Source organism: Marinitoga okinawensis (assembly GCF_055387075.1).
Genome location: NZ_AP042422.1, coordinates 1,620,406 through 1,641,201, shown reverse-complemented (window position 1 = coordinate 1,641,201; position 20,796 = coordinate 1,620,406). Strand labels below are relative to the sequence as shown.

Annotated in this window: 15 protein-coding genes and 1 riboswitch; of the genes, 8 read left to right on the top strand and 7 right to left on the bottom strand. The window is 26.2% G+C overall.

From position 1 onward, the window contains the following. Positions 1-263 precede the first annotated feature (263 nt). The 5 genes from ACZ5CK_RS08045 to ACZ5CK_RS08025 all read right to left on the bottom strand — a co-directional run bounded on the left by ACZ5CK_RS08045 (position 264) and on the right by ACZ5CK_RS08025 (position 8,738). Positions 264-2,447 (bottom strand): methyl-accepting chemotaxis protein, encoded by a 2,184-nt coding sequence (locus tag ACZ5CK_RS08045; protein ID WP_464581309.1) that lies wholly within the window; start codon positions 2,445-2,447, stop codon positions 264-266. Then, the gene (gene dxr / locus ACZ5CK_RS08040) at positions 2,444-3,568 is read right to left on the bottom strand and encodes a 1-deoxy-D-xylulose-5-phosphate reductoisomerase (RefSeq protein WP_464581307.1); all 1,125 of its coding nucleotides are present in this window, start codon (positions 3,566-3,568) and stop codon (positions 2,444-2,446) included. The genes ACZ5CK_RS08045 and dxr overlap by 4 nt, the downstream gene beginning before the upstream one ends. Before the next feature lie 78 nt (positions 3,569-3,646). After that, the gene (locus tag ACZ5CK_RS08035; RefSeq protein ID WP_464581306.1) at positions 3,647-5,236 is read right to left on the bottom strand and encodes a hypothetical protein; all 1,590 of its coding nucleotides are present in this window, start codon (positions 5,234-5,236) and stop codon (positions 3,647-3,649) included. Between the two features lie 14 nt (positions 5,237-5,250). Next, on the bottom strand, positions 5,251-6,012 hold the full coding sequence (locus ACZ5CK_RS08030) for an outer membrane lipoprotein-sorting protein (protein WP_464581305.1): 762 nt from the start codon (positions 6,010-6,012) through the stop codon (positions 5,251-5,253). Then, a complete protein-coding gene (locus tag ACZ5CK_RS08025) occupies positions 6,009-8,738 on the bottom strand; it encodes an efflux RND transporter permease subunit (protein WP_464581304.1) in 2,730 nt (909 codons plus the stop codon). Before ACZ5CK_RS08025 ends, ACZ5CK_RS08030 begins: the two co-directional genes overlap by 4 nt. A gap of 155 nt (positions 8,739-8,893) precedes the next feature. Between ACZ5CK_RS08025 and ACZ5CK_RS08020 the strand changes: the two genes are divergently transcribed. Continuing rightward, the gene (locus ACZ5CK_RS08020; protein ID WP_464581303.1) at positions 8,894-9,100 is read left to right on the top strand and encodes a transposase; all 207 of its coding nucleotides are present in this window, start codon (positions 8,894-8,896) and stop codon (positions 9,098-9,100) included. A 5-nt stretch (positions 9,101-9,105) separates the two neighbouring features. Next, the gene (locus ACZ5CK_RS08015) at positions 9,106-9,639 is read left to right on the top strand and encodes a hypothetical protein (RefSeq protein ID WP_464581302.1); all 534 of its coding nucleotides are present in this window, start codon (positions 9,106-9,108) and stop codon (positions 9,637-9,639) included. A gap of 286 nt (positions 9,640-9,925) precedes the next feature. Here the strand turns inward: ACZ5CK_RS08015 and ACZ5CK_RS08010 are convergent, their stop codons facing one another. Further along, positions 9,926-11,269, bottom strand: a complete 1,344-nt coding sequence (locus tag ACZ5CK_RS08010; protein ID WP_464581301.1) for an NCS2 family permease — start codon at positions 11,267-11,269, stop codon at positions 9,926-9,928. A gap of 191 nt (positions 11,270-11,460) precedes the next feature. Next, a riboswitch (purine riboswitch) is annotated at positions 11,461-11,562 on the bottom strand. A gap of 83 nt (positions 11,563-11,645) precedes the next feature. Further along, on the bottom strand, positions 11,646-13,334 hold the full coding sequence (locus ACZ5CK_RS08005; protein ID WP_464581300.1) for an HD-GYP domain-containing protein: 1,689 nt from the start codon (positions 13,332-13,334) through the stop codon (positions 11,646-11,648). 212 nt (positions 13,335-13,546) lie between these two features. On the opposite strand from ACZ5CK_RS08005, the gene ACZ5CK_RS08000 reads away from it, so the two are divergent. The 6 genes from ACZ5CK_RS08000 (at position 13,547) to ACZ5CK_RS07975 (ending at position 20,788) form a co-directional block, all read left to right on the top strand. After that, positions 13,547-14,635, top strand: a complete 1,089-nt coding sequence (locus ACZ5CK_RS08000) for a CheR family methyltransferase (RefSeq protein ID WP_464581299.1) — start codon at positions 13,547-13,549, stop codon at positions 14,633-14,635. A 1-nt stretch (position 14,636) separates the two neighbouring features. Beyond that, positions 14,637-15,380: a hypothetical protein gene (locus ACZ5CK_RS07995; RefSeq protein ID WP_464581298.1), complete on the top strand. Its 744-nt coding sequence runs from the start codon at positions 14,637-14,639 to the stop codon at positions 15,378-15,380. Between the two features lie 4 nt (positions 15,381-15,384). Further along, positions 15,385-17,139 carry a response regulator gene (locus ACZ5CK_RS07990; protein WP_464581297.1) on the top strand — a complete coding sequence of 585 codons (1,755 nt, stop codon included), beginning with the start codon at positions 15,385-15,387 and terminating at the stop codon, positions 17,137-17,139. Next, complete coding sequence (locus ACZ5CK_RS07985) at positions 17,136-17,690, top strand: chemotaxis protein CheB (protein ID WP_464581296.1); 555 nt, start codon at positions 17,136-17,138, stop codon at positions 17,688-17,690. The genes ACZ5CK_RS07990 and ACZ5CK_RS07985 overlap by 4 nt, the downstream gene beginning before the upstream one ends. A gap of 124 nt (positions 17,691-17,814) precedes the next feature. Continuing rightward, entirely contained in the window at positions 17,815-19,110 is a 1,296-nt protein-coding gene (locus ACZ5CK_RS07980) for a methyl-accepting chemotaxis protein (protein ID WP_464581295.1), read from the top strand. Between the two features lie 16 nt (positions 19,111-19,126). After that, complete coding sequence (locus tag ACZ5CK_RS07975; protein ID WP_464581294.1) at positions 19,127-20,788, top strand: formate--tetrahydrofolate ligase; 1,662 nt, start codon at positions 19,127-19,129, stop codon at positions 20,786-20,788. Positions 20,789-20,796: the final 8 nt, after the last annotated feature.

Here is a 20,796-nt window from a genome sequence, read left to right as displayed (position 1 = left end):
ATAATTTAATTAAAAGAGGTAAATTAAAAAAGTATCTTTAATAGCAATAGTACGAAAATTGGCTGAATTAGTATATACACTTCTCAAGTATAATGTAAAATATGATCCTAATTATCTAAATCATGCTGTCGTTATTTAAATATTTTTAAATAATACAAAAGATACATAATTATATATATATTCCTTTTATTATCTTTGACTTTTTAGAGAATACAGCTTATTAAATTAATGATGTTAAAAAAGAACTAGTTCGCGCTAATTCTTTATATTCTAAACTTTTTAATTAAATTTTTCATATTTTGAACTGCATCTTCCAATTCTTTAGAAACACTCTGTAATTCTTTACTTCTATTTTCTATATTTGCAAAATTATCTTTTGAACTTCTGATATATTCATTTACATTGATTACATTTTTAGAAGCCTGATCCATTGCTGCTGCCATTTCTTCAGTAGATGCACTTTGTTCTTCAGAACTTGACGCCAAACTATCAACCATAGATACTATATTTTCAATTGCATTCTTAATATTTCCAAATTCTTCAGAAACTTCATCACTTTTAATTGATACCTTTGAGATTATTTGTGATAATGATGTAGATTTTTCTCCTACTGCATCTGTTTCATCTTTTATTCCCTTTAATAGTTCAGCAATGTTTTCTGTTGCTTTTCTTGTTTCTTCAGCTAACTTTCTTATTTCATCTGCAACAACAGCAAACCCCTTACCCGCTTCTCCGGCTCTTGCGGCTTCTATTGCGGCATTTAAAGCTAATAAATTAGTCTGTTCTGCAATACTTACTATGGTATTAACTATTTCGCCAATATTAGCAGATTTTTCTTGTAATTCCTTTACTTTAATCGCATTTTCTTCTGCAGCGATACTTGCTTCATTTGCTATATTATGAATATCTTTAATGCTATTTTCGCCTATTTTAACAGAATTTTCAACTTCATTACTTTTTTGGCTTAAATCCTGTGCAGCAGAACTTACCATTTGTGCTGCTGAAGCTACTTCTTCAATACCAGATGTTGTTTCTTCAATTGAGGTTGCAGCATTGTCAGATTCTTCAGAAGCTATTTCAAGTGATTTTTCAACATTTTCAACTATTTCTTTTAATTCATCCGCGCTTTCCAAAACCTTATCTTTTTCTTTATCTATCATTTCATTTCCTTTTATTAAAGAAGAAATTAATTCTTTTAATGATTTTCTCATATTTTCAAAAGAATGTTCTAACAAACCTATTTCTGTTTTAGATGTAACTTCAATTTTTTCATTTAATATACCTTTTTCAATCTTACCAATATTTTCTATTAATTTATGAATAGGTTTTGAAATCAATATCTTAATAGAAATAGATATAACAATTATAATTATAACAATGGTTGTAAATAAGGAAATTATATTTGTCATATTTGATTTCGTTAATGGTTGATAAATTTCATCTTCATAAACTGCTAAAACAATATATAAATCACCAATATTTTTCACGTAAGCGAGTTTCTTATATAGTTTATCTGATCCTTTAACCTTTGGATACATATATTCGTAAAATCCATTTTTTGTTTCCCTTGCTAATTGAGATATTATTTTTCCTGTGCTTGGATCCTTTGCCGAAGATTTTGTTCCTATTTTTGTTTTATCCTTATACATAAAGAATGATCCGTCTTTATTATAAACAATTGGGTATGTATTACTTCCAACATAAGATCGAGAATATAATTCACCATATAATTTATTTAAAAATTCTTCCTTTTTTGCTTGAATCTTTTTATCAATTTCATCAATATAAACTCCTGTTCCGACCATCCATTTAAATTCCGGAATCCAAAATGATACTCCTAATTTTGGAAATAATTTATCTTCAGGTTCCCCAGGTTTAGGCCAATAATAAACAACAACTCCACTGTCATTGTTTTCATAAGCTTTTTTAGCTTCATTTATCAACTCTTGAATTAAATAAATTCCTGTTTTGTCCTGTAAATTATATAAATTTTTTCCTTCCAATGATGGTTTAACCGCATGCATAACATTTACACCATTTTCATCATATATAAAATAATAACCCTGGCCGTTATCAAATCTTATCTTTCTTAATTCTTCTTTTATTCTATTTTTGGCTTCTTCTTCATCTATTTTTCCACTTTTCATATCCTCAAGTATTTTATTTACTAAACTTTTTGTTGCAGCATTTATCGTTTTCATTCTGTTTATTTCATCATTTCTCAAAGTATTTTCCAATGTTTTTAGTCCTTCGTTAAATGTTTCAATTGTAGCAGAAATATTTTCTACACTTTGCTTCATTAATCCTTCTTTAACAAAATCATCCGTTAATTTTTTCATGTTATAATATGAAATAAATCCATTCATCAAAAACGCTAAAGCAATTATTAAAGATACCATAAATATGGTTTTGAACCCCATTGTTTGATGAAATTTAATTTTTTTCATAAAATCATTCCTTTCACAATTTTTTTTGCTTTACTATCTAGGAACATTATATCACTAAAATTATTAATTTTTATATTTTTATTTATAAATTTATTAATCGCTTGATATATTAATTTATAAATTTCAGTATATTTAATTCTCCCCTCTAAAAATTTCTGAACGGCTATTTCATCAGCGGCGTTATATACGATTTGTAATTTTTGATTTCCTAAAATATCAAAAGCCAATTTTAAAGAAGGATATCTATTATAATCGACTTTTTCAAATTTTATTGGTTCCAAAGTCAAATCAGGATATTTGTATTCATATATTCTTTCAGGATAAGTTATGGAATATGCAATTGGAATTGTCATACTCGGAACACCATAATGGAATTTCATAACACCATCTGGATAACCTACTATGGCATGTATATGACTATTTCTATTTATCAAAACATCAATATTATCTTTCTTTAAATCAAATAAATGATAAGCTTCAATTACTTCTAAGCCTTTATTTACCATAGTTGCAGAATCAACTGTAATTCTCTTTCCCATAGACCAAACAGGATGATTCAATACATCTTTAACAGATACTTCATTGAGTTTTTCAATAGGCCAATCTCTTAAAGCTCCACCAGAAGCAGTTATAATTATTTTTGAAGGTTTTATATCTCCCAACTTTAATTGAAATAAAGCACTATGTTCGCTATCAACTGGGATGATTTCTGTATTGTTTTTCTTAGCATATTCAAGTAACATATTTCCACCACAAACTATGGATTCTTTATTGGCTAATCCAATTCTTTTTGATACTTCAATAGCTTTTAATGTATGCTTAATGCCGATTGCTCCACCTGTAGCTACTAAAACAAAGTCTGGCTTGGATTTTTCTAACATTTCTATTGTTGCATCTTTTCCAGTTAATATCTTTGTCTCATTAAATTTTTCAAGTTCAGCATTTTCAAGAGCTGCATATTCTGGTTTCCATCTTTTTATTATTTCAATCATTTTTTTAACATTGCTTCCAGCACTTATACCTACCAATTTAAAATCGAAATTTTTTGTTTTTAAAAATTCCAAAACTTCTAAAGTTTGAGTACCAATTGAGCCTGTAACTCCTGTAATTGCTATTCTCATATTAATCCTCCTTCAATTTCTTGTTTTAGTTATTATATCATAATAATAAAAAACACCTGCGCTCAAGCACAGGTGTTTTTAAAAGTATATTTTAATATTTAAAGAGATTGAGTTTAATTCTTCCATTGATTTTAAAGAATGTTCATCATCTTCAGTATAAGCATATTTTAATTGCATTGATGGTTCAAAATTGTCTATTCCTGAATAAGCAATTTTTAAATTTGTCATATACCCTGGTTTATATTCATCATTAATTTTTGAAAAAGCTGCTAATCCCAAACCTTCTATTAAAATATTTGAATATTTAGCTTTAACATATACATCTCCACCAAATGAAATATGATCTTTTAATTCTTCAGTTGGTAATCCATTAAATCCTTCTATTCCTAAAGTAAAGTCTTCACCTTTTGTATATTCTATACCACCAACTGCTTTTACATAATATTTATCAAATATTTCTACTTCAGTTGAATTTGTAGTTAAAATTGTTTCTGTTGGTTTTGAAGTATTTGGAACATAATAACTGGTATTTACTGTTACATAATTTTTTTCTGGCATAATAAATGCTACTTCACCATGATAACTAATTGAATCAAAGAAATTTGAAACACCTTGAACATCTAAAGTAATAGAATTTCTTGCTGGTCTATACATTACTGTATTTGAAACGCCTGTTCCATCATCAGAATATTTTATATCTATTTTTTCCGGCACCATGAAATGATAATGATCATGTACAAATCCCATTTTTAAATCATATCCCAAAACATTAAAGGAAACTTTTGCTGCATAATTCATATTTTTTACGTTTAATTCATCTATATCCGTTGCCTCAGCAGTTATTGTATTTACTTCATAAGTTGAAGGTAATGTCATTAATGTTTGACCGGCATATACTTGATAAATTTGTTCTTTTGTCAAACCAGCGCTTTTTAATAATTCTGGATTTTCTAACATTGCATTTATTGCCTTTTGATCTAATCCTGCATTTGCTAATTGAGCTATAAGCTCTTCTGTTGCTTTTTCAACTTCTTTTTTACTTTCAGTAAATTGATAAGTTAATGTTGCTGCGTTTTCCGAAATGATATTTTCATTTATAGTTTTTGGATATAATACAAAATCAGGTATATTATCATATGTTTCTGGAATTACTGTTAAATCATATACAAAATCACCTAAGTAACCATTTATATTAATTCCTTCTACTGGTAATGTTTTATAATTTTCAAATGGATTTAGTCCATCATGAGCACTTAACAAAACTGAAGGACTATATAATGTAGAACTACCATTGTTTAAAATAAATCTTCCAAATCTCATAGTTGCTTCATCAAAATATATATCAGCATATGCTTCATTTAAAACATATAACATCCAAGGCATATTAGGTTTTATCAAATACATTTCTGAAGGTAGAAACATTGAATAATTACCACTATCAAAATCAAAATTTGTCTTTCCATTTTTTAATTTAAATAAATCCAGTGATAATTTATAATATAATGTATCTAAAGAATTTTCAAAGGTTATATTTGTTTTTAATCCACTTATTGTAGTTGAAGCATCTTCAGAAAAGTTATATCCATAAAAGTATTGCAAATCACCGTTAAAACCAAAAATTACAAGTGTTGATAATATCATTAAAATTATTAATAGTCTTTTTTTCATCTTTTACACCCCCATCATTTATATTTCAATACAGGTTTTGATATATTTCTTCTATCAAAGAATTTCTTTGTAATTGGAATATCAAATTCTACTTTCTTTATTTCAAGAATTGTTGAATGATTTTCTTCTAAATTATCTAACTCAATTGTTGTTGCTAAAATATGTCCATCAAAATCTTTTTCATCTTTAAAATTCATTATCTTAATTAACTTATTTTCATGATTATAAAATTCGATTTTTTCAAACAACATATGTTCTTTTTTTATTGTCATAACTATTCTTCCATAATCATTGTCCTTTTCATGTGGAATAACTTCAACAATATATTCTTTATCTGTTTCTTTTACTAAATTAGCATCATAATCGCCAGTTTGTTCGTTATATAATAAAGAGATATCGTTATATTTGAAATCCGATCCCACAAATTTTCCGTTCTTTGCCCCACCAGAAATCCTTTTTGTCTTTCTATATGCTGGCATATATAAGTATATTTCATCATCAGATAAAGTTAATAATGTAATTTTTTTAACTTCTGATGGTTTATTGAATCTTACTAAAGCCAATGAATCATCGCCTGAATGCATTAAATACATATCAAATTCTCTTTCTCTTACATCTCCATTTGAATCTTTTAATTTCATTATTACCAAAGATTTCTCTGTTTTAAAGTTATCATGTGCATCCTTTACATTATCAAGTACTTCCTGACCTGTAATAGCAAACACAAAAGAAGCTAAAATCAATACAACTGTCATTAATACTGACTTTCTTTTCATGCTTTCACCCTCCTACTTTTTAATTTTCTTTTTATAACTGATTCTTTAGAAAATTTAGTTAATAATTTATCGCTTAACATAGTCATTAAAACAGGGAATATCGTTAGAGTTAAAAATGGTGCAACTATCATTGCTGTTGCTGTTAAAATTCCAAATTGCTTAAGCATTCCTATTTCAGAAAAGATAAATGTTGCGAAACCTAAAATAACAGCCAACGAATTGATTAATATAGCTCTTCCTGATGTTGCAGAAGTTCTTATAGCTGCTTTAAATTTGTCTTTATTTTCTCTATATTCCTTTTTAAATCTTGATAAATAATGAATTGTATAGTCAATACCAGTACCTATAGTAATAGATGCTATAGTAACAGTTGCTGCATTTAAAGAAATTCCAGTTAATCCCATAATTCCAAAGTTTACAATAATTGTTAAAGTTATTGGAATTAAAGCCAATAATCCTAAAATTATTGAATGCATTTGAATTGCAAATAATATAAATACTAAAGCATAAGCTAACAACATACTTTCTTTTTGATTGTCAAAAACCATATCATTAACCTTATTTGTTAAAACAGGAATTCCGGTTACTCTAACCTCAAGAACATTATTTCCACCTTCTACAGGAACTTGTTCATCATTTACATATTGAGCTAATTCGTCTAAGGCTTTTTCTGATAAATTGGTATTTAAATAAGACAATTTGTTTTTTGCATAATTTGCTCTTATATTTGGTTCATAATCGTATAAAAAGTATTCATAATATTCAGAAATATAATCTTCTACTTTTTCACCATTAATTAAATTTAAAAATATTTCATAATCAATACTGTCTTCATCATTGTATTTAAGATAATCATTGAACATGTTAAATAATGATTTTTTATCTAAATTTGACACAAGTTCTTCAATATCTTTTGATTTAGCTTCTATCATTGTATTTAAAATATCTCCATTATAATGACCATTTCTGGAAATAACAAATTGTTTTATTTCTTTACCATACGCTTTTATATGCTCTGGATTTTCTATATCAAAGTCTTCAACTTTGTATTCTTTTATAATATTCTTATCAATATATTCTTTCAATGATTTTTCTAAAACCTTCACATCACTAAAACTTTTGGTATTTACCATAATCTGAGAAATTGCTTCATTTTTTTCTGGGGATAATATCTTATCTATTCCTTCACTACCTTCAATTAACATATAGTTTTGTTCCATTGCATAATTAGAACCCGGAACATATTCATAACCTGTAAATCCTTCTGTTAAATTCGCTACAACATCACCTATGTTAGTAATTTGAGATACTACTGGTGAATTTTTTGCATACATTGAAATATCCCTTATTGTTCTATTAAAGTAAAAATCTCTAAATGTGTTATCTTTTTTTGCAAGAAAATCTATAAAAATATAATCATTTCCACCAAAATTCTTTCTCAAAAATTTAGAACCCTGAACCATATGAGTTTTTTCACTCATAAAGTTTTCAATTTGCATATCAGATTTGATTTTTGGAATAAAGAAAGATGTTAATATTATTAGAAATAAAATAATTGACAATGTAATTGTTCTGTGATGAATTATTTTACTTGTAAAAGCTTTTAATAAGTGACTTTCCCCTTCTTCTGAAAGATTAACTTTTGATTTAGGTTGAAAAATCATCAACATAGCAGGTACAAAAACTGTAGCCATTAATAATGCTAAAGCTATACCTAAAGATGTAAAAATACCTAACTGCCATACAGGAGTTAAATCAGCTGTTAATAAAGATAAAAATCCTGCTATAGTGGTTAATGCACTCAATACCACTGCTGTACCAACATGTTTTAACGTTTCATTAACTGCATCTGTAGCAGAAATTCCTCTATGTAATTCTTCATAATATTTGCTAATAATATGAATTGAATATGCTGTTCCAATTCCAACTACAGCAATTGGTACTGCAGATGTTGTAATGTTAAAATTAATACCTAAGAGATACATAATTCCCACAGTCCAAATATCTGCTATTAATACAGAGATTATAGGAAGAATTACGCCTGCAATGTTCTTATAACTAAAGTAAAGAACAAGCATAACAAGAACTAATACAATAGGAATTAACTTTAATAGATTATCTTTAACTATCTCTTCGATTTCTCTATTCGCAATTGCTGTTCCAAAAATGTAATAGTCAACATTTGCATCTTTAAAAACATTTTCAACCATTAAACCTGCAGATTTTTCTTCAACATTCTTTTTTAATCCAATAGCAAATAACACACTTTTTCCATCTTCTGAAATAAATTTACCTTTTATCATATCATCATTTAACAACTCATTTTTCAAATTCTCAAAGTTATATGAATTATCTGTTGAAAAATCATAACTGGATTTCAAATTTCCAACAGATATATCTCCATCTTCTGTAACGCTAATTCTTGGAGCATTAACTGGTGAAATAACATTATCCACTACATTTAATTTCTTTAAATTTTCTGTCAAAGTGTTTATTTCACCAAAATGTTTATATGCATCATCAAATTTTACACCTGTGAGTATAATCCCGTTTAATCCAAATTCATCTGCAACTTCATCATATATCTTTTTATCTAGATCGTTCTTTGGAACATAACTTGCTATATTATCTTTAACACTAACTTTTGCTGCGTAAAATGCAAAAAATACCGTAAGTAAAGATATTAATATAACAATAAATGCCGAACTTTTCTTGTTTATTTTCATACTCTTCCTCCTTTGGTGGCAAATATTGAATACTTATTTCGAGATATACTTTACTCTTAAAATGTTTCATTAATGTTTAAAAATAAAGAAAATTTTGGTGGCAGATAATTAAGTCTTGATTAATATGGTAAAATATATCATAAAGAGGTGATTTCATGAATATTGAAGAATTGAAAAATGATATAGAAGCAGAAAATTTTTTAATCGACATTGGCGTATTAGAAATAAATAGAGTTTGTCCGTATTGTGGAAGTACGGAAGTGTATTCAATTAGAAGAAATCATTTTAAATGCAAGAACTGCAGAAGAGAATGGTCTAAATATATGGTACAATTTTTAAAGATATTAGAATTAAACCTTTAAAATTTGTGAAAATCATACATGAACTTTCAAAAGGAAGGTTAATAAAAAGGATCTCTGAAGATTTAGAAGTTTCATATAATACAGTTTTGAAAATTAAAAATTTAATTTTAAAGAGATTATTAAAAAAAATTTTTGATATTGATGAGTTAAAATCATTGTTTTCTGTGGGCATAAAACTAACTGAAAGCGGAATGAATTTAAATTATATAGAAAATATTGATATAAAAGAATTATCAACTTTGAAAAATGAAAAAATTGGAAGGCTTTATATTTTCAAAAATTATGATAATTATGATTTATATATAGTATTTTCAGAAAAAATAATTAAATCATTTGAAAAAAACTCAATCAGATTGGATTTAAAAGATGTCAGAGATGAATTTAGAAGTTTATTAAAAAGTATTTCAGAAAAAATATCTAAAGGAAAAATAACAAATATTAATACTCTTCTGTTTACAATTATACAAACACATTTTATTGATTATCATGGTAGTGATAAATTATTTTATTTATTTTTAGATATATTAAAATATAAATAAAATATAAAAAATAATATAAGAGAATCCTTGAAAATTCCCAAACTTTCGCTTTGCGAAATTTTAAATATTATAAGCTAAAATAATTGTTTTATTTATAACTTATATTAATTATTATATTTTTTAATATAAAAACCTTTATTTATTTTTAATGCTTCGCATTAAAAATATGTTCATGAGAATTTTCGAGGACTCAGAATTTTCACTGGACGAGCAAATATTATTTTGAATATTTTATTTTATACTTACTCTTCAAACTAAAATTGCCCTCGAATGAGGGCAATTTTATTTAATGTTGTAAAAATACTAAATAATATACAAAGGCTAAAGCTAATACCCAATTAAACCAATGTATTTCTTTACCTTTTCCTGAGAAAAGTTTGACTAATGGATATAATACCAAACCAAGAGCAATACCATTTGCAATTGAATAAGTTAAAGGCATCATTATTATAGTAATAAATGCTGGTAAAGCTTCAGTTGTATCTTCCCATGTAATGTGAATTAAATTTTTAAGCATTAAAGAACCTACAAATATTAAAGCAGGAGCAGTTGCTGCAGCAGGAATTGTTAATCCTAATGGTGAGAAGAAAAGCATCAATAACATTAAAACTGCAACTGTTACAGAAGTTAAACCTGTTCTTCCGCCTTGAGCTATACCAGTTTCACTTTCGATATATGTAGTAACTGTTGAAGTTCCAAATAAAGCACCAACTGTAGTACCTACAGCATCTGCCATATAAGCTTTATTTGATCTTGGAAAGTCACTTTCACCTTTTTTTATGAAACCAGCACTTTGAGCTAATCCTGTTAAAGTTCCTAAAGTGTCGAAGAAGTCAACAAAGAAGAATGTTAAAACTACTACCCAGAATGAACCTGTAACTAAATCACCCCATGTAAGTTGCATTTTTAGAAAAGTTGGAGCAATACTAGGAATTTTTCCGACAATTCCTTGATAATGAGTAACTCCAAAAACTGGAAAAGCACCGACAACAGTAGTTAAAATAATACCTAATAAAATAGATCCTGGAACTCTTAATGCAAAAAGAACCCCTGTTAAAATTAAACCGATAATAGCTAATAATGCATCTGGTTTTGTTAAGTCACCTAAACCAACAAATGTAGCAGGATTAGATACTATAATATTAGCGCTTTTTAAACCTATGAAAGCTATAAACAAACCTATACCAGCACTTGTTGCAAATTTTATATTTTGAGGTATTACTTTTACAACAAATGTTCTTGCACCAGAAGCAGTCAAAATTATGAATATAATACCTTCAACGAAAATAGCGCCTAAAGCTACTTGCCAAGGGATCCCCATTTTTAAGACTACGGTATATGTAAAATATGCATTTAAACCCATACCAGGAGCTAAAGCGAAAGGATAATTAGCATATAAACCCATTACTAATGTTGCAGTTGCAGCACCAAAAATAGTTGCTACCATTAATGCACCGAAATACTGAGCATATACTGAAGTATCAGGTCCAGCGCCTGGAGCCATAGCCGTTACCAAAATACTTGGGTTAACAAAAAGTATATAAGCCATACTTAAAAAGATAGTTAACCCCGCTAAAATCTCTGTAGTTACAGTTGTTCCGTTTTCTTTTAACTTAAAAAACTTTTCCACCCCGTAACACCTCCTGAGTTATAGAAATATAAAGAAACTTTAACATTATTGTATAAAAATAAAGTTTCTTAATTATTACCTTCATATTAAAATGAGGTTAATGTTAATTAATGGGTAACTTTATTTAGAAAGATTTATTTGATTATTAAAAATAAAATCACACCTCTATGGAAGAGAGGTGTGATTTAAAAACTCCACATCCCTCTTCCTATAGTCAAACAGTTTGCGGCTGTTTGGTAGAGACTCCTGAGCCATATTCTCAGGATTATATAGGAAGAGATATTTTTATATTTTTTGGATATATATTTTCTATAGGAAATAAAATACTAGAGAAATAATAATTTCAGATTAAGTGAGGATAAAAAAGTTAAAAATGCTAATGTAAATTTAATTTAATATAATCTTGTTCAATATCGGTGTTTTTTTCTTTTTCTTTATATTCATTATATATTTTATCAAATTCTAAATGATATTTTTTAAAAACTTCTAAAACATTTGGGTCAAAAATAGTAGGTTTAGTTTTAAAGTCACCATTTACAATTATATTATAAGTTTCTTCATGTGTGTATTCATCTTTGTATGGTCTTTCGCTTCTTAATGCATCATAAATATCAGCTAATGCAACTATTCTTGCCTCAATAGGTATTTCATCTCCTTTTAATCCAAAAGGATATCCTTTTCCATCATAGGTTTCATGATGAAATATAGCAATATTTTTCGCCATTTCAAATCTTTTATCATTACCAAATATTTTCTCCGCATAAATAGTATGCTTTTTCATTTCCTCATATTCATCTGTTGTCAATCCTCCAGGTTTATTAAGTATTTCATGTTTAATCATTAATTTTCCAATATCATGAAGAGGTGCATAGGCTTCAATATCATTTACAAATTTTATGTCAAATCCCATTTTTTCTGCTATTAATTTTGAATATTTCGCAACTCTATCTATATGACTTCCTGTTATTTCATCGTATTTTTCTGCTATAGCGGAAAGATGTGATGAAAATTTTCTATATGAATTTTCTAAATCTGAATAAGCTTTTTCCACCTGTATATAAAGATCTTCCAACTCTTTATTAGTAGCTTCTAATTCCTCAGTAGAAGCACTTATTTCATCGAATAAATCTATTATTTCTTTTATAGAAAGTGATTCGACTTCTTTTATTTCATTTAAATCATCAAAAAAGAATTTAACATCTCTTATAGGTTTTAAAATATCTTCAAAATCTTTTTCAGAAATACTTAAAAAAGTTTGTTTGTCTAAAACTCTTAATTCTTTTAAAAACTTCTCCATACTTTTGATAATAATGGAAAATTCTTTTTCAAATATATTCATTAATTTTCTATTTTTTACTCTGGATAAAAAATTCCACATAATTAATGAAAGTATAAATATAGATATTATTATATTAGTAATTAATGGATAGGTTATATCTAAGGAAGTAGCTACGATCAGATCATTCCATTTTGTATATGAATTCAAGTAGAATCTTTTTTTATATATTAACCATTTTCCAAGCATTGATTGTAGATTAAATTTAGAATATATAATATTATTATTTTCATTTAAAATAGAAAAGTGATAATTTGCATCTTGCTCAAAATCTAAATTTGTTAATTCTCCCAATAAAAATGTTTTATTATACGCTCCTCCAACAAATACTCTTTTTTTATCACTGAACAAAGAACTTTTAACAAGAAAAATTCCAGAATGTTTTTTAAGTATTTCTTGGAAAAGAGGTGTGTTATTTATAGTTTTATAATTAAGGGAAGGATATGATGATTTCCTTATGGTTCCATATTTATTTATAACAAAAAAACTTTTAATATTTACATCTTTAAGCAAAGATTCATCATTAATTAAACTTATATATTTTAGATGATAATAGTAGTGATTCATAGTATTATTAAAATTATTTATATTAATTTTAGATATAGATTTTAAAGAATTTTGTATATTTAAATACATAACAAACCACAATACAAAAAGTATTATTATTAAAATAACATTTTGTATTGTGGAGTTTTTGATATATTTTTTTATAATTTTATTGTATTTCATATCGTATCTCCTTCATAAATATTAACATAGAATTAATATATCAGATGATTAATTAATTATCAGAAAAATTATAGCATATTTTTTCTAAAATGCAAATCAAAATAATATTTATAAAAATGTATTTAGAATATCAATTATCCAATATATATTTCGACGATAATAATAAAAATCCTTATTTTTGCTATAATTATAAAAAAGAGGTGATTTGACTAATGGAAAGTAGAATTGAAAAAATTATAAAAAAGTATAATTTAAAATATGATAAAAAGAGAATTGAAAATATAAAAAGAATAGTAAATTTTTTTGATAATATATCTGATGAAGAATTAGAAAAAATTATAATTGAAAATTACACTATTGGAGAATCATATTTTTTTAGGGATAAAGAACTGTGGGATAGCTTGAAAAAATATATTTTTTTAAATAAAAAGGATAAATATAATATATTAAGTTTAGGATGTTCTAGAGGCGAAGAAGTATACACTTTATCTTTTATTCTCAGTGAAATAAAAGATATAAATTATAAAATCACAGGTGTAGATGCTTCTTTTGAGAGAATTAAACAGGCTAAAGATGGTAAATATAAATATTGGAGTATTAGAAAATTGTCTCAAATAGAGATTAATAAATATTTCGAAAAAAAAGATAATTGCTATTATGTTAAAGAAAAATATAAAAAAAATATTAAATTTGAAGTGGGTGAAATTGGTAATTATCTAAAAAAAGATGTTAAATATGATATAATTTTTTTAAGAAGAGTGTTAATATATTTTTCAGAAGATCAAATAAATTCTATCTTGGAGAGTCTCAAAAATATGCTTAATAATGAAGGTTTATTGATTTTAGGACATGGGGAATTTTATCCTTACCTTACAGAATTGTTTGAATTTGAAATAATAAATAATGTTGTGTTGTGGAGAAAAACAAGTAATAGAAATATTAAGAATAAATCACGAAGTTTTATAAACTTTAATAAAAGGAGATTATTAAAAAAGGACACTAATTTAACGGAACCAACAGAATCTAATAAAAAGAAAAAATTAATAGAGTCAATAGTAGATATTTCTGAAGGTGAATATTTAGAAATTATAGAGAAGCTAATATCAGAAAAAAATTATGTTTTTGCATATAATTTAATAAATAGAATAGCAGATAATTCAATAAATTACTTAATCTGGAAATATAAAGCTTTTTTAGAAATTCATCTTAACTTGGATTATAAAGACTCATTGAATAAAGCAATTTTTCTAAATCCAGATGATGAAGAGCTGTGGAATATGAAAAATTACGGGAGAGGATAATATGAATTACTATATTTGCGAAATTATCGATAATAATGATGAGTCAATAAAAATAGCTTTGGAAGATAGAATTATAGGAGTATCATCAGAATTTATAAAAAAGAATATTGATGGAGGTTTTTTGGGATATTCTGAATATAAGAGCCAATTATTCCCAGTTCTCACTTTGCCTAAAAAAAATGAATTTATATTAAAAGTATTTTTAATATATAAATCCTTTGCTTTTGGAGTTACTAATATAATTAAAAAAGAGAAAATAGATAAGATTGAAAAATTCAATGAGGAAACATTAGAAATGTTTCCTCACTTAAAAATATTTTCAGGATATTTTGAATATAATGATGAGGAAATATATATTTTTAATATAGATAAAGTTTTTGATGAACTTCCTGATGATATTGTAGTTAAAGTTCCAAATAAAAAGAAAGAGGAAAAAAAAGAGGTTATAAAGTCCAATGCATATATTATTGATGATAAAATTTCAATTTTAAAAAACAATATCATAAGTATTATTGATACTAGCGGATTTTGCCCTTTTAAATCTGGAGAATATGATGGATTTGTTGAATATAAAAATAAAATTTATAATGTAAAAAAAACTTCTGAAAATCCCAAATGGATTGTAATAAGTAAAAAAATGGCGTTATTAAGCGATAAAATTGAATTCGAATATGGTGAAATTTTTGATTCGGAAAATAAAAAAGTATTAAAAGTAGATGATAAAACCTTACCTATTTTGGAGTGATACTATGGAATTTATGGATATATATTTTACAGAAATGGAAGAAAAGCTAAATGAGGCCATAGAATTGTTAAAAAACTATCTTCAATCACATGATCCTATAATAATTAAGGATTTATATAGGATTTATCATACCTTAAAAGGATCTGCAGGATTAGTTGGATTACCTAAAATTGGTGAATTTATGCATAAATTAGAATCAGCATTTAAAGAAAAGTTAAATGAAGATTTAGATGAAGAATTTGTAGCTAGAGTAATAAAAATTTCTACAGAAATTATAAATAAAAAGAATGATTTAACGGATGAAGAAATAAATTATTTTGAATCCATTTTAAATGGAAAAATAAGTTTAAAAGAAGGCACTGTAGGTAGCATAGAATCTAAAAAGATATCTGTAGAATTATTAGAAAAATTTTATGAAAGAATATTAAAATTAGAAAATAATTTAATAAATAAAAATTATACAATAGCTTTAAAAGAAGCAAAAGATATAAGATTATATACTCAAAAATTAATTGAAGAAAATAGATTTATATCTATTTATAAAATAATCAAAAGCTTTGAAAATTTAGTTTTTCAAGAATCAGTTTTTAATAAGAAAAAAGTAAATTTAAATATAGAAGTTGAAAATACTAAAATAGAAAAAGATGATGCAGAAAGCCTCAAAGATGTATTAGTTCATTTAATAAAAAATGCTATTGCTCATGGTATAGAATCACCAGAAGAAAGAAAAGAAAAAGGGAAAAATGAAGTTGGTAATATAACGGTAAAAAGTTATATTAAAAATGATTATATATATTTAGAAGTAATTGATGATGGAAAAGGAATAGATCTGGAAAAAGTTAAAGAAAAAGCAGAAAAATTAGGTTATTCTAATGTTGATCCATTGGAAGTAATTTTTTATTCAGGATTTTCTACTAAAGATACTGCAGATCAATCCTCAGGTAGAGGAGTTGGGCTTGATTCTGTAAAAGCTTTTGCTGAAGCAAAAGGTGGTTTTGTAAAATTAGAAACTGAGAAAGATAAAGGTTCAAAGTTTATAATTTCCTTTAAAACTAAAATAACCTCTAAAAAAGTTTTGGTTATAAAAAGAAGTAATAATATATTCTCAGTTGATTCAAATGATGTAAAAGAAGTTATTAATAAAATTGAAGTAATAGATGGAAAAATAAATTATGGAAATAAATTGTTAGATATAATAGATTATGGAAGTGGAACGATTAAATTTGCAATAATAACAAAAAATAATAAAGCTATTATTGCTGATAAAATAATAGGTCATTTTGAAGCGTTTATTTCTCCATATAATTATAATGAAATAGTGGGATTTGCTAAGAATATTTTTTCATTTCCAGTTCCTATAATTTCTATAGAAAAAGTAATATCTAAAGTAAATTCAAATAAAATAAAGAAAAAAACTGTATTAGTATTGGATGATTCTGTGCTTACAAGATTTGTGATATCAAGGATGATAAAAAATAATGGATATAATGTTATTGAAGTAGGGACAGGTGAGGAAGCTATTGAAAAAAAAGGATATGATGCTGCTATTGTAGATGTTGAACTTCCAGGAATAGATGGATATGAAGTTGTAAAATATATAAAAAAGAAAAATAAAGATATACCAGTTATTATGCTTTCAACTAAGTCTGCACCTGAAGATATAAAAAAAGGCCTTGATTCTGGGGCTAATGCTTATGTAGTTAAAGGTGAAAATACAGAAAAAATATTAGATCTTTTGAATAAATTTTTAAGGGGATGATTATTATTATAAAAGTTGTAGTGGGTGCATCCGCTGGAGGGCCACAAGCTTTAAAAATATTGTTTAAATTTAATACAAAAATAAATTATCCTATTATTCTAGCAATGCATAATTTGGAAAACCAAACGGATAATTTTAAAAGATACATATATAATATTTCTAAGCAAAATGTATATATAGTAAATAAATTAACAGTTTTAAATAAGGGAATATATATTCCAAAAGGTGGTAATGATTTAATATTCTTTAGTGATTCTACAATTACAGTGGATAAAAAAAGTGATATAGTTTCACCATCTATAAATCATCTTTTTACCAGTTTAGTTCCATATGCAAATAATACATATGTATTATTACTTGGTGGATTAGGTAATGATGGAACTGATGGTTTAATAAAATTAGAAAATACAAATGCAAAAATTTATATTCAAAAAGATGCTCAATTTCCATATATGACAAAAAGTGCAATGAGTGAGTTAAAAAGATATAATTTAAAAACATTGGAAGAATTGAATAAATTATTATTATCATTAAATGAGAAGGTAGTATGATGAAAAAAGTGGAGAAACATTGAAAAAGGAAAAAGTTTAACTGAATTTATAAATGATGCAGATAAGGCGTTATATTTAGCAAAAAAATGGGGAAAAATAGAATAATTACAGGGGAGGAATTAAAATGAAAATTGAATTAAAGTATTCTATTTTGATTTCAATAATTTTTACAGTAGCAATAAGTATTTTGTTTTATTTATCATATGTTATATTTTCTAATAATATAAAAGAAGATGTGAAAAATGAGTATTTGTCATCAGTAAGTGGAATAGTTATAGGATTAAAAAATAATTTTAATATTATTAATGAAACAAATTTTAATGAGAGATTTGGTAATGAAGGAAAGGGTTATTATTACATTTTAGATGAAAATGGTGATGTAGTTTTTCATACTGATAAAACAAAAATAGGTATTAATATTCTTAGAGATGCTAAATTAGCAGAACTTTGGGAATATATGAAAAAAAATGAAAAAGGTGTTTATGAATATATATATGAAAACGAAAAAAGATATGTTGCTTTTGCTAAATTTAATTTTAATGCTTACACATATTATTTTGCTCATGCTGTAAAAGAATCTGAACTATTTAGCGGATTAAGAAAATCCAGGAATATTTTAATTTTCATATTACTTGCATTTATTGGAATTGTTTGCATTTTGTCATTTGTTATTAGTAAAGCAATAGGAAAAAAATTTAAAAAACAAATAAAAACCATTGAGGAATTTACAACTAATGTTTCATCATATATTGCAGAAAACAGTTCTGCAGCTAGTGAGATAGAATCAGTTGCAAATAATACACAGAGTAATATTGAAAAATTAGATGAATTAATACAAAACTTTTCTTCTTCCATTGAAGAAGGTAGGAGTGAATTAAACGCTACGTTGTTAAATATGAAGGGATTTTTTGCAAATATTCAATCGATGAATCAAATGACATTAAAAATAGCTGAATTTATCAACAATCTTTCCTCGTTAAATGATAAAATAAAAGATATTTCCGATACAGTATCTATATTATCTATTAACTCTTCAATAGAAACGAGTAAAGAAAATATTGATAAAGAGGGAATATCAAAAATAGCTGATCTTATAAATGAATTAGCAACTGATGCAAGAAATACATCTAGAAATTCAGAAAATGTATTAAAAGAAATAGAAAATAGTATTACTTCAAATGTGTTACTTTCAGAAAAAATATCTAAAGAATTAGTAAACGTAGAAAATTCATTAGATTCTATTTCTCAGGTAGTAGAAAGTTTTGCGGAAAATGTAGATTCTTTATCTGGGTTTTCTCATACAACAAGATTATCAATGAATGAAGTTTTAGAAGGTATTAAACAAACTTCCGAAGCTTTAACTGAAATAAAAATAAATTTAGATAAATTATTAAGTTTAGCAAAAATAGATGGAGATTAAATAAGGAGGGGAAAATATGCTAAATGATATTGAAATTGCAAAAAGTTCAAAGATGGAGAAAATTATTAAAGTATCTAATGATTTGAATATTAAAGAAGAATATGTGCATCAATGCGGAAATTACATTGCTAAAATTTCACATCATTATTTGAAAGAATTGAATAATAATGAAAATGGAAAGTTGATATTAGTAACTGCTATTAATCCAACACCTGCAGGAGAGGGGAAAACGACGACGAGTATAGGATTATCTATGGCAATTAATAAATTAGGTAAGAAATCTATAGTTACATTAAGAGAACCATCCTTAGGTCCTGTGATGGGAGTAAAAGGTGGTGCGGCAGGTGGAGGTTATTCTCAAGTTCTTCCAATGGAAGATATAAATCTACATTTCACTGGAGATATTCATGCTGTTACAACAGCACATAACCTTGTATCAGCTGTTATTGATGCTCATATAAAATTTGGTAATGAATTAGATATAGATTCAACAAGAGTATATTGGAAAAGGGCTATGGATATGAACGATAGAGCTTTAAGAGAAATAGTTGTTTCTCTTGGTGGTCATTCAAATGGAAATCCAAGAGAAGATGGTTTTATTATTACAGCTGCTTCTGAAATTATGGCAGTGTTATGTTTAGCAGAAGATATACCTGATTTAAAAAGAAGATTGCAAAATATAGTTGTAGCAAGAACCAGAAAAGGGAAACCGGTAACTATAGGAGATTTAAAAATTGAAGGAGCTTTAGCTGCTGTATTGAAAAATGCTTTAGATCCTAATTTGGTTCAAACAATAGAAAATACACCTGCATTTATTCATGGTGGGCCATTTGCTAATATTGCACATGGCACAAATTCATTAATTGCTACTAAAATGGCTTTGAAATTATCTGATTATGTTGTTACTGAAAGTGGATTTGGAGCAGATTTAGGTGCAGAAAAATTCCTTGATTTTGTTTCTCCAACAGCAGGATTTAAACCAGATGCAATTGTTTTAGTTGCAACTATTAGAGCTTTAAAATATAATGGTGGGACTAAAGATTTTAATGAAGAAAATATCGATGCATTGAGAAATGGTATAGCAAATTTAAGGGTGCATATTGAAAACTTGCAAAAATTTGGCATTCCAATAGTTGTTGCTCTTAATAAATTTGATACAGATACAGATGCTGAGATAAATTATGTAGTGGATTTTGTAGAAAATATGAATGTTCCTATTTCTATAAACGAAGCATATTACAAGGGTTCAGAAGGGGCATTAGATTTAGCAGAAAAAGTAGTAAAAGCTACAGAATTAAAAAGCGAATTAAATACAATATACAATTGGCATGACCCTTTAGAAGTTAAAATAATGAAATTAGCTAAAGAAATATATAGAGCAAAACATGTTGATTATGAAATGGCTGCAAGAAATAAAATGAAATTTTTGAAAAAATACGGATATGATCATTTACCAGTAATTGTAGCTAAAACTCAGTATTCCATCTCTGATGATCCTAAGAAATTAGGTTCTCCATCAAATTATAATTTTACAATTAGAGATTTTGAATTATCTGCAGGGGCTGGATTTATAGTTGCCTTAGCTGGTGAAATAATGAGAATGCCTGGATTACCTAAACATTCTAATGCTGAAAAAATAGATGTTGATGCTAAAGGTAATATCTCTGGTTTATTCTGAGGTGATAT

Excerpts from the sequence above, each read along its gene's own strand:
- ACZ5CK_RS08045 (WP_464581309.1), bottom strand. The coding sequence starts at position 2,447 with ATGAAAAAAATTAAATTTCATCAAACAATGGGGTTCAAAACCATATTT.
- dxr (WP_464581307.1), bottom strand. The coding sequence starts at position 3,568 with ATGAGAATAGCAATTACAGGAGTTACAGGCTCAATTGGTACTCAAACT.
- ACZ5CK_RS08035 (WP_464581306.1), bottom strand. The coding sequence starts at position 5,236 with ATGAAAAAAAGACTATTAATAATTTTAATGATATTATCAACACTTGTA.
- ACZ5CK_RS08030 (WP_464581305.1), bottom strand. The coding sequence starts at position 6,012 with ATGAAAAGAAAGTCAGTATTAATGACAGTTGTATTGATTTTAGCTTCT.
- ACZ5CK_RS08025 (WP_464581304.1), bottom strand. The coding sequence starts at position 8,738 with ATGAAAATAAACAAGAAAAGTTCGGCATTTATTGTTATATTAATATCT.
- ACZ5CK_RS08020 (WP_464581303.1), top strand. The coding sequence starts at position 8,894 with ATGAATATTGAAGAATTGAAAAATGATATAGAAGCAGAAAATTTTTTA.
- ACZ5CK_RS08005 (WP_464581300.1), bottom strand. The coding sequence starts at position 13,334 with ATGAAATACAATAAAATTATAAAAAAATATATCAAAAACTCCACAATA.
- ACZ5CK_RS08000 (WP_464581299.1), top strand. The coding sequence starts at position 13,547 with ATGGAAAGTAGAATTGAAAAAATTATAAAAAAGTATAATTTAAAATAT.
- ACZ5CK_RS07995 (WP_464581298.1), top strand. The coding sequence starts at position 14,637 with ATGAATTACTATATTTGCGAAATTATCGATAATAATGATGAGTCAATA.
- ACZ5CK_RS07990 (WP_464581297.1), top strand. The coding sequence starts at position 15,385 with ATGGAATTTATGGATATATATTTTACAGAAATGGAAGAAAAGCTAAAT.
- ACZ5CK_RS07985 (WP_464581296.1), top strand. The coding sequence starts at position 17,136 with ATGATTATTATTATAAAAGTTGTAGTGGGTGCATCCGCTGGAGGGCCA.
- ACZ5CK_RS07980 (WP_464581295.1), top strand. The coding sequence starts at position 17,815 with ATGAAAATTGAATTAAAGTATTCTATTTTGATTTCAATAATTTTTACA.
- ACZ5CK_RS07975 (WP_464581294.1), top strand. The coding sequence starts at position 19,127 with ATGCTAAATGATATTGAAATTGCAAAAAGTTCAAAGATGGAGAAAATT.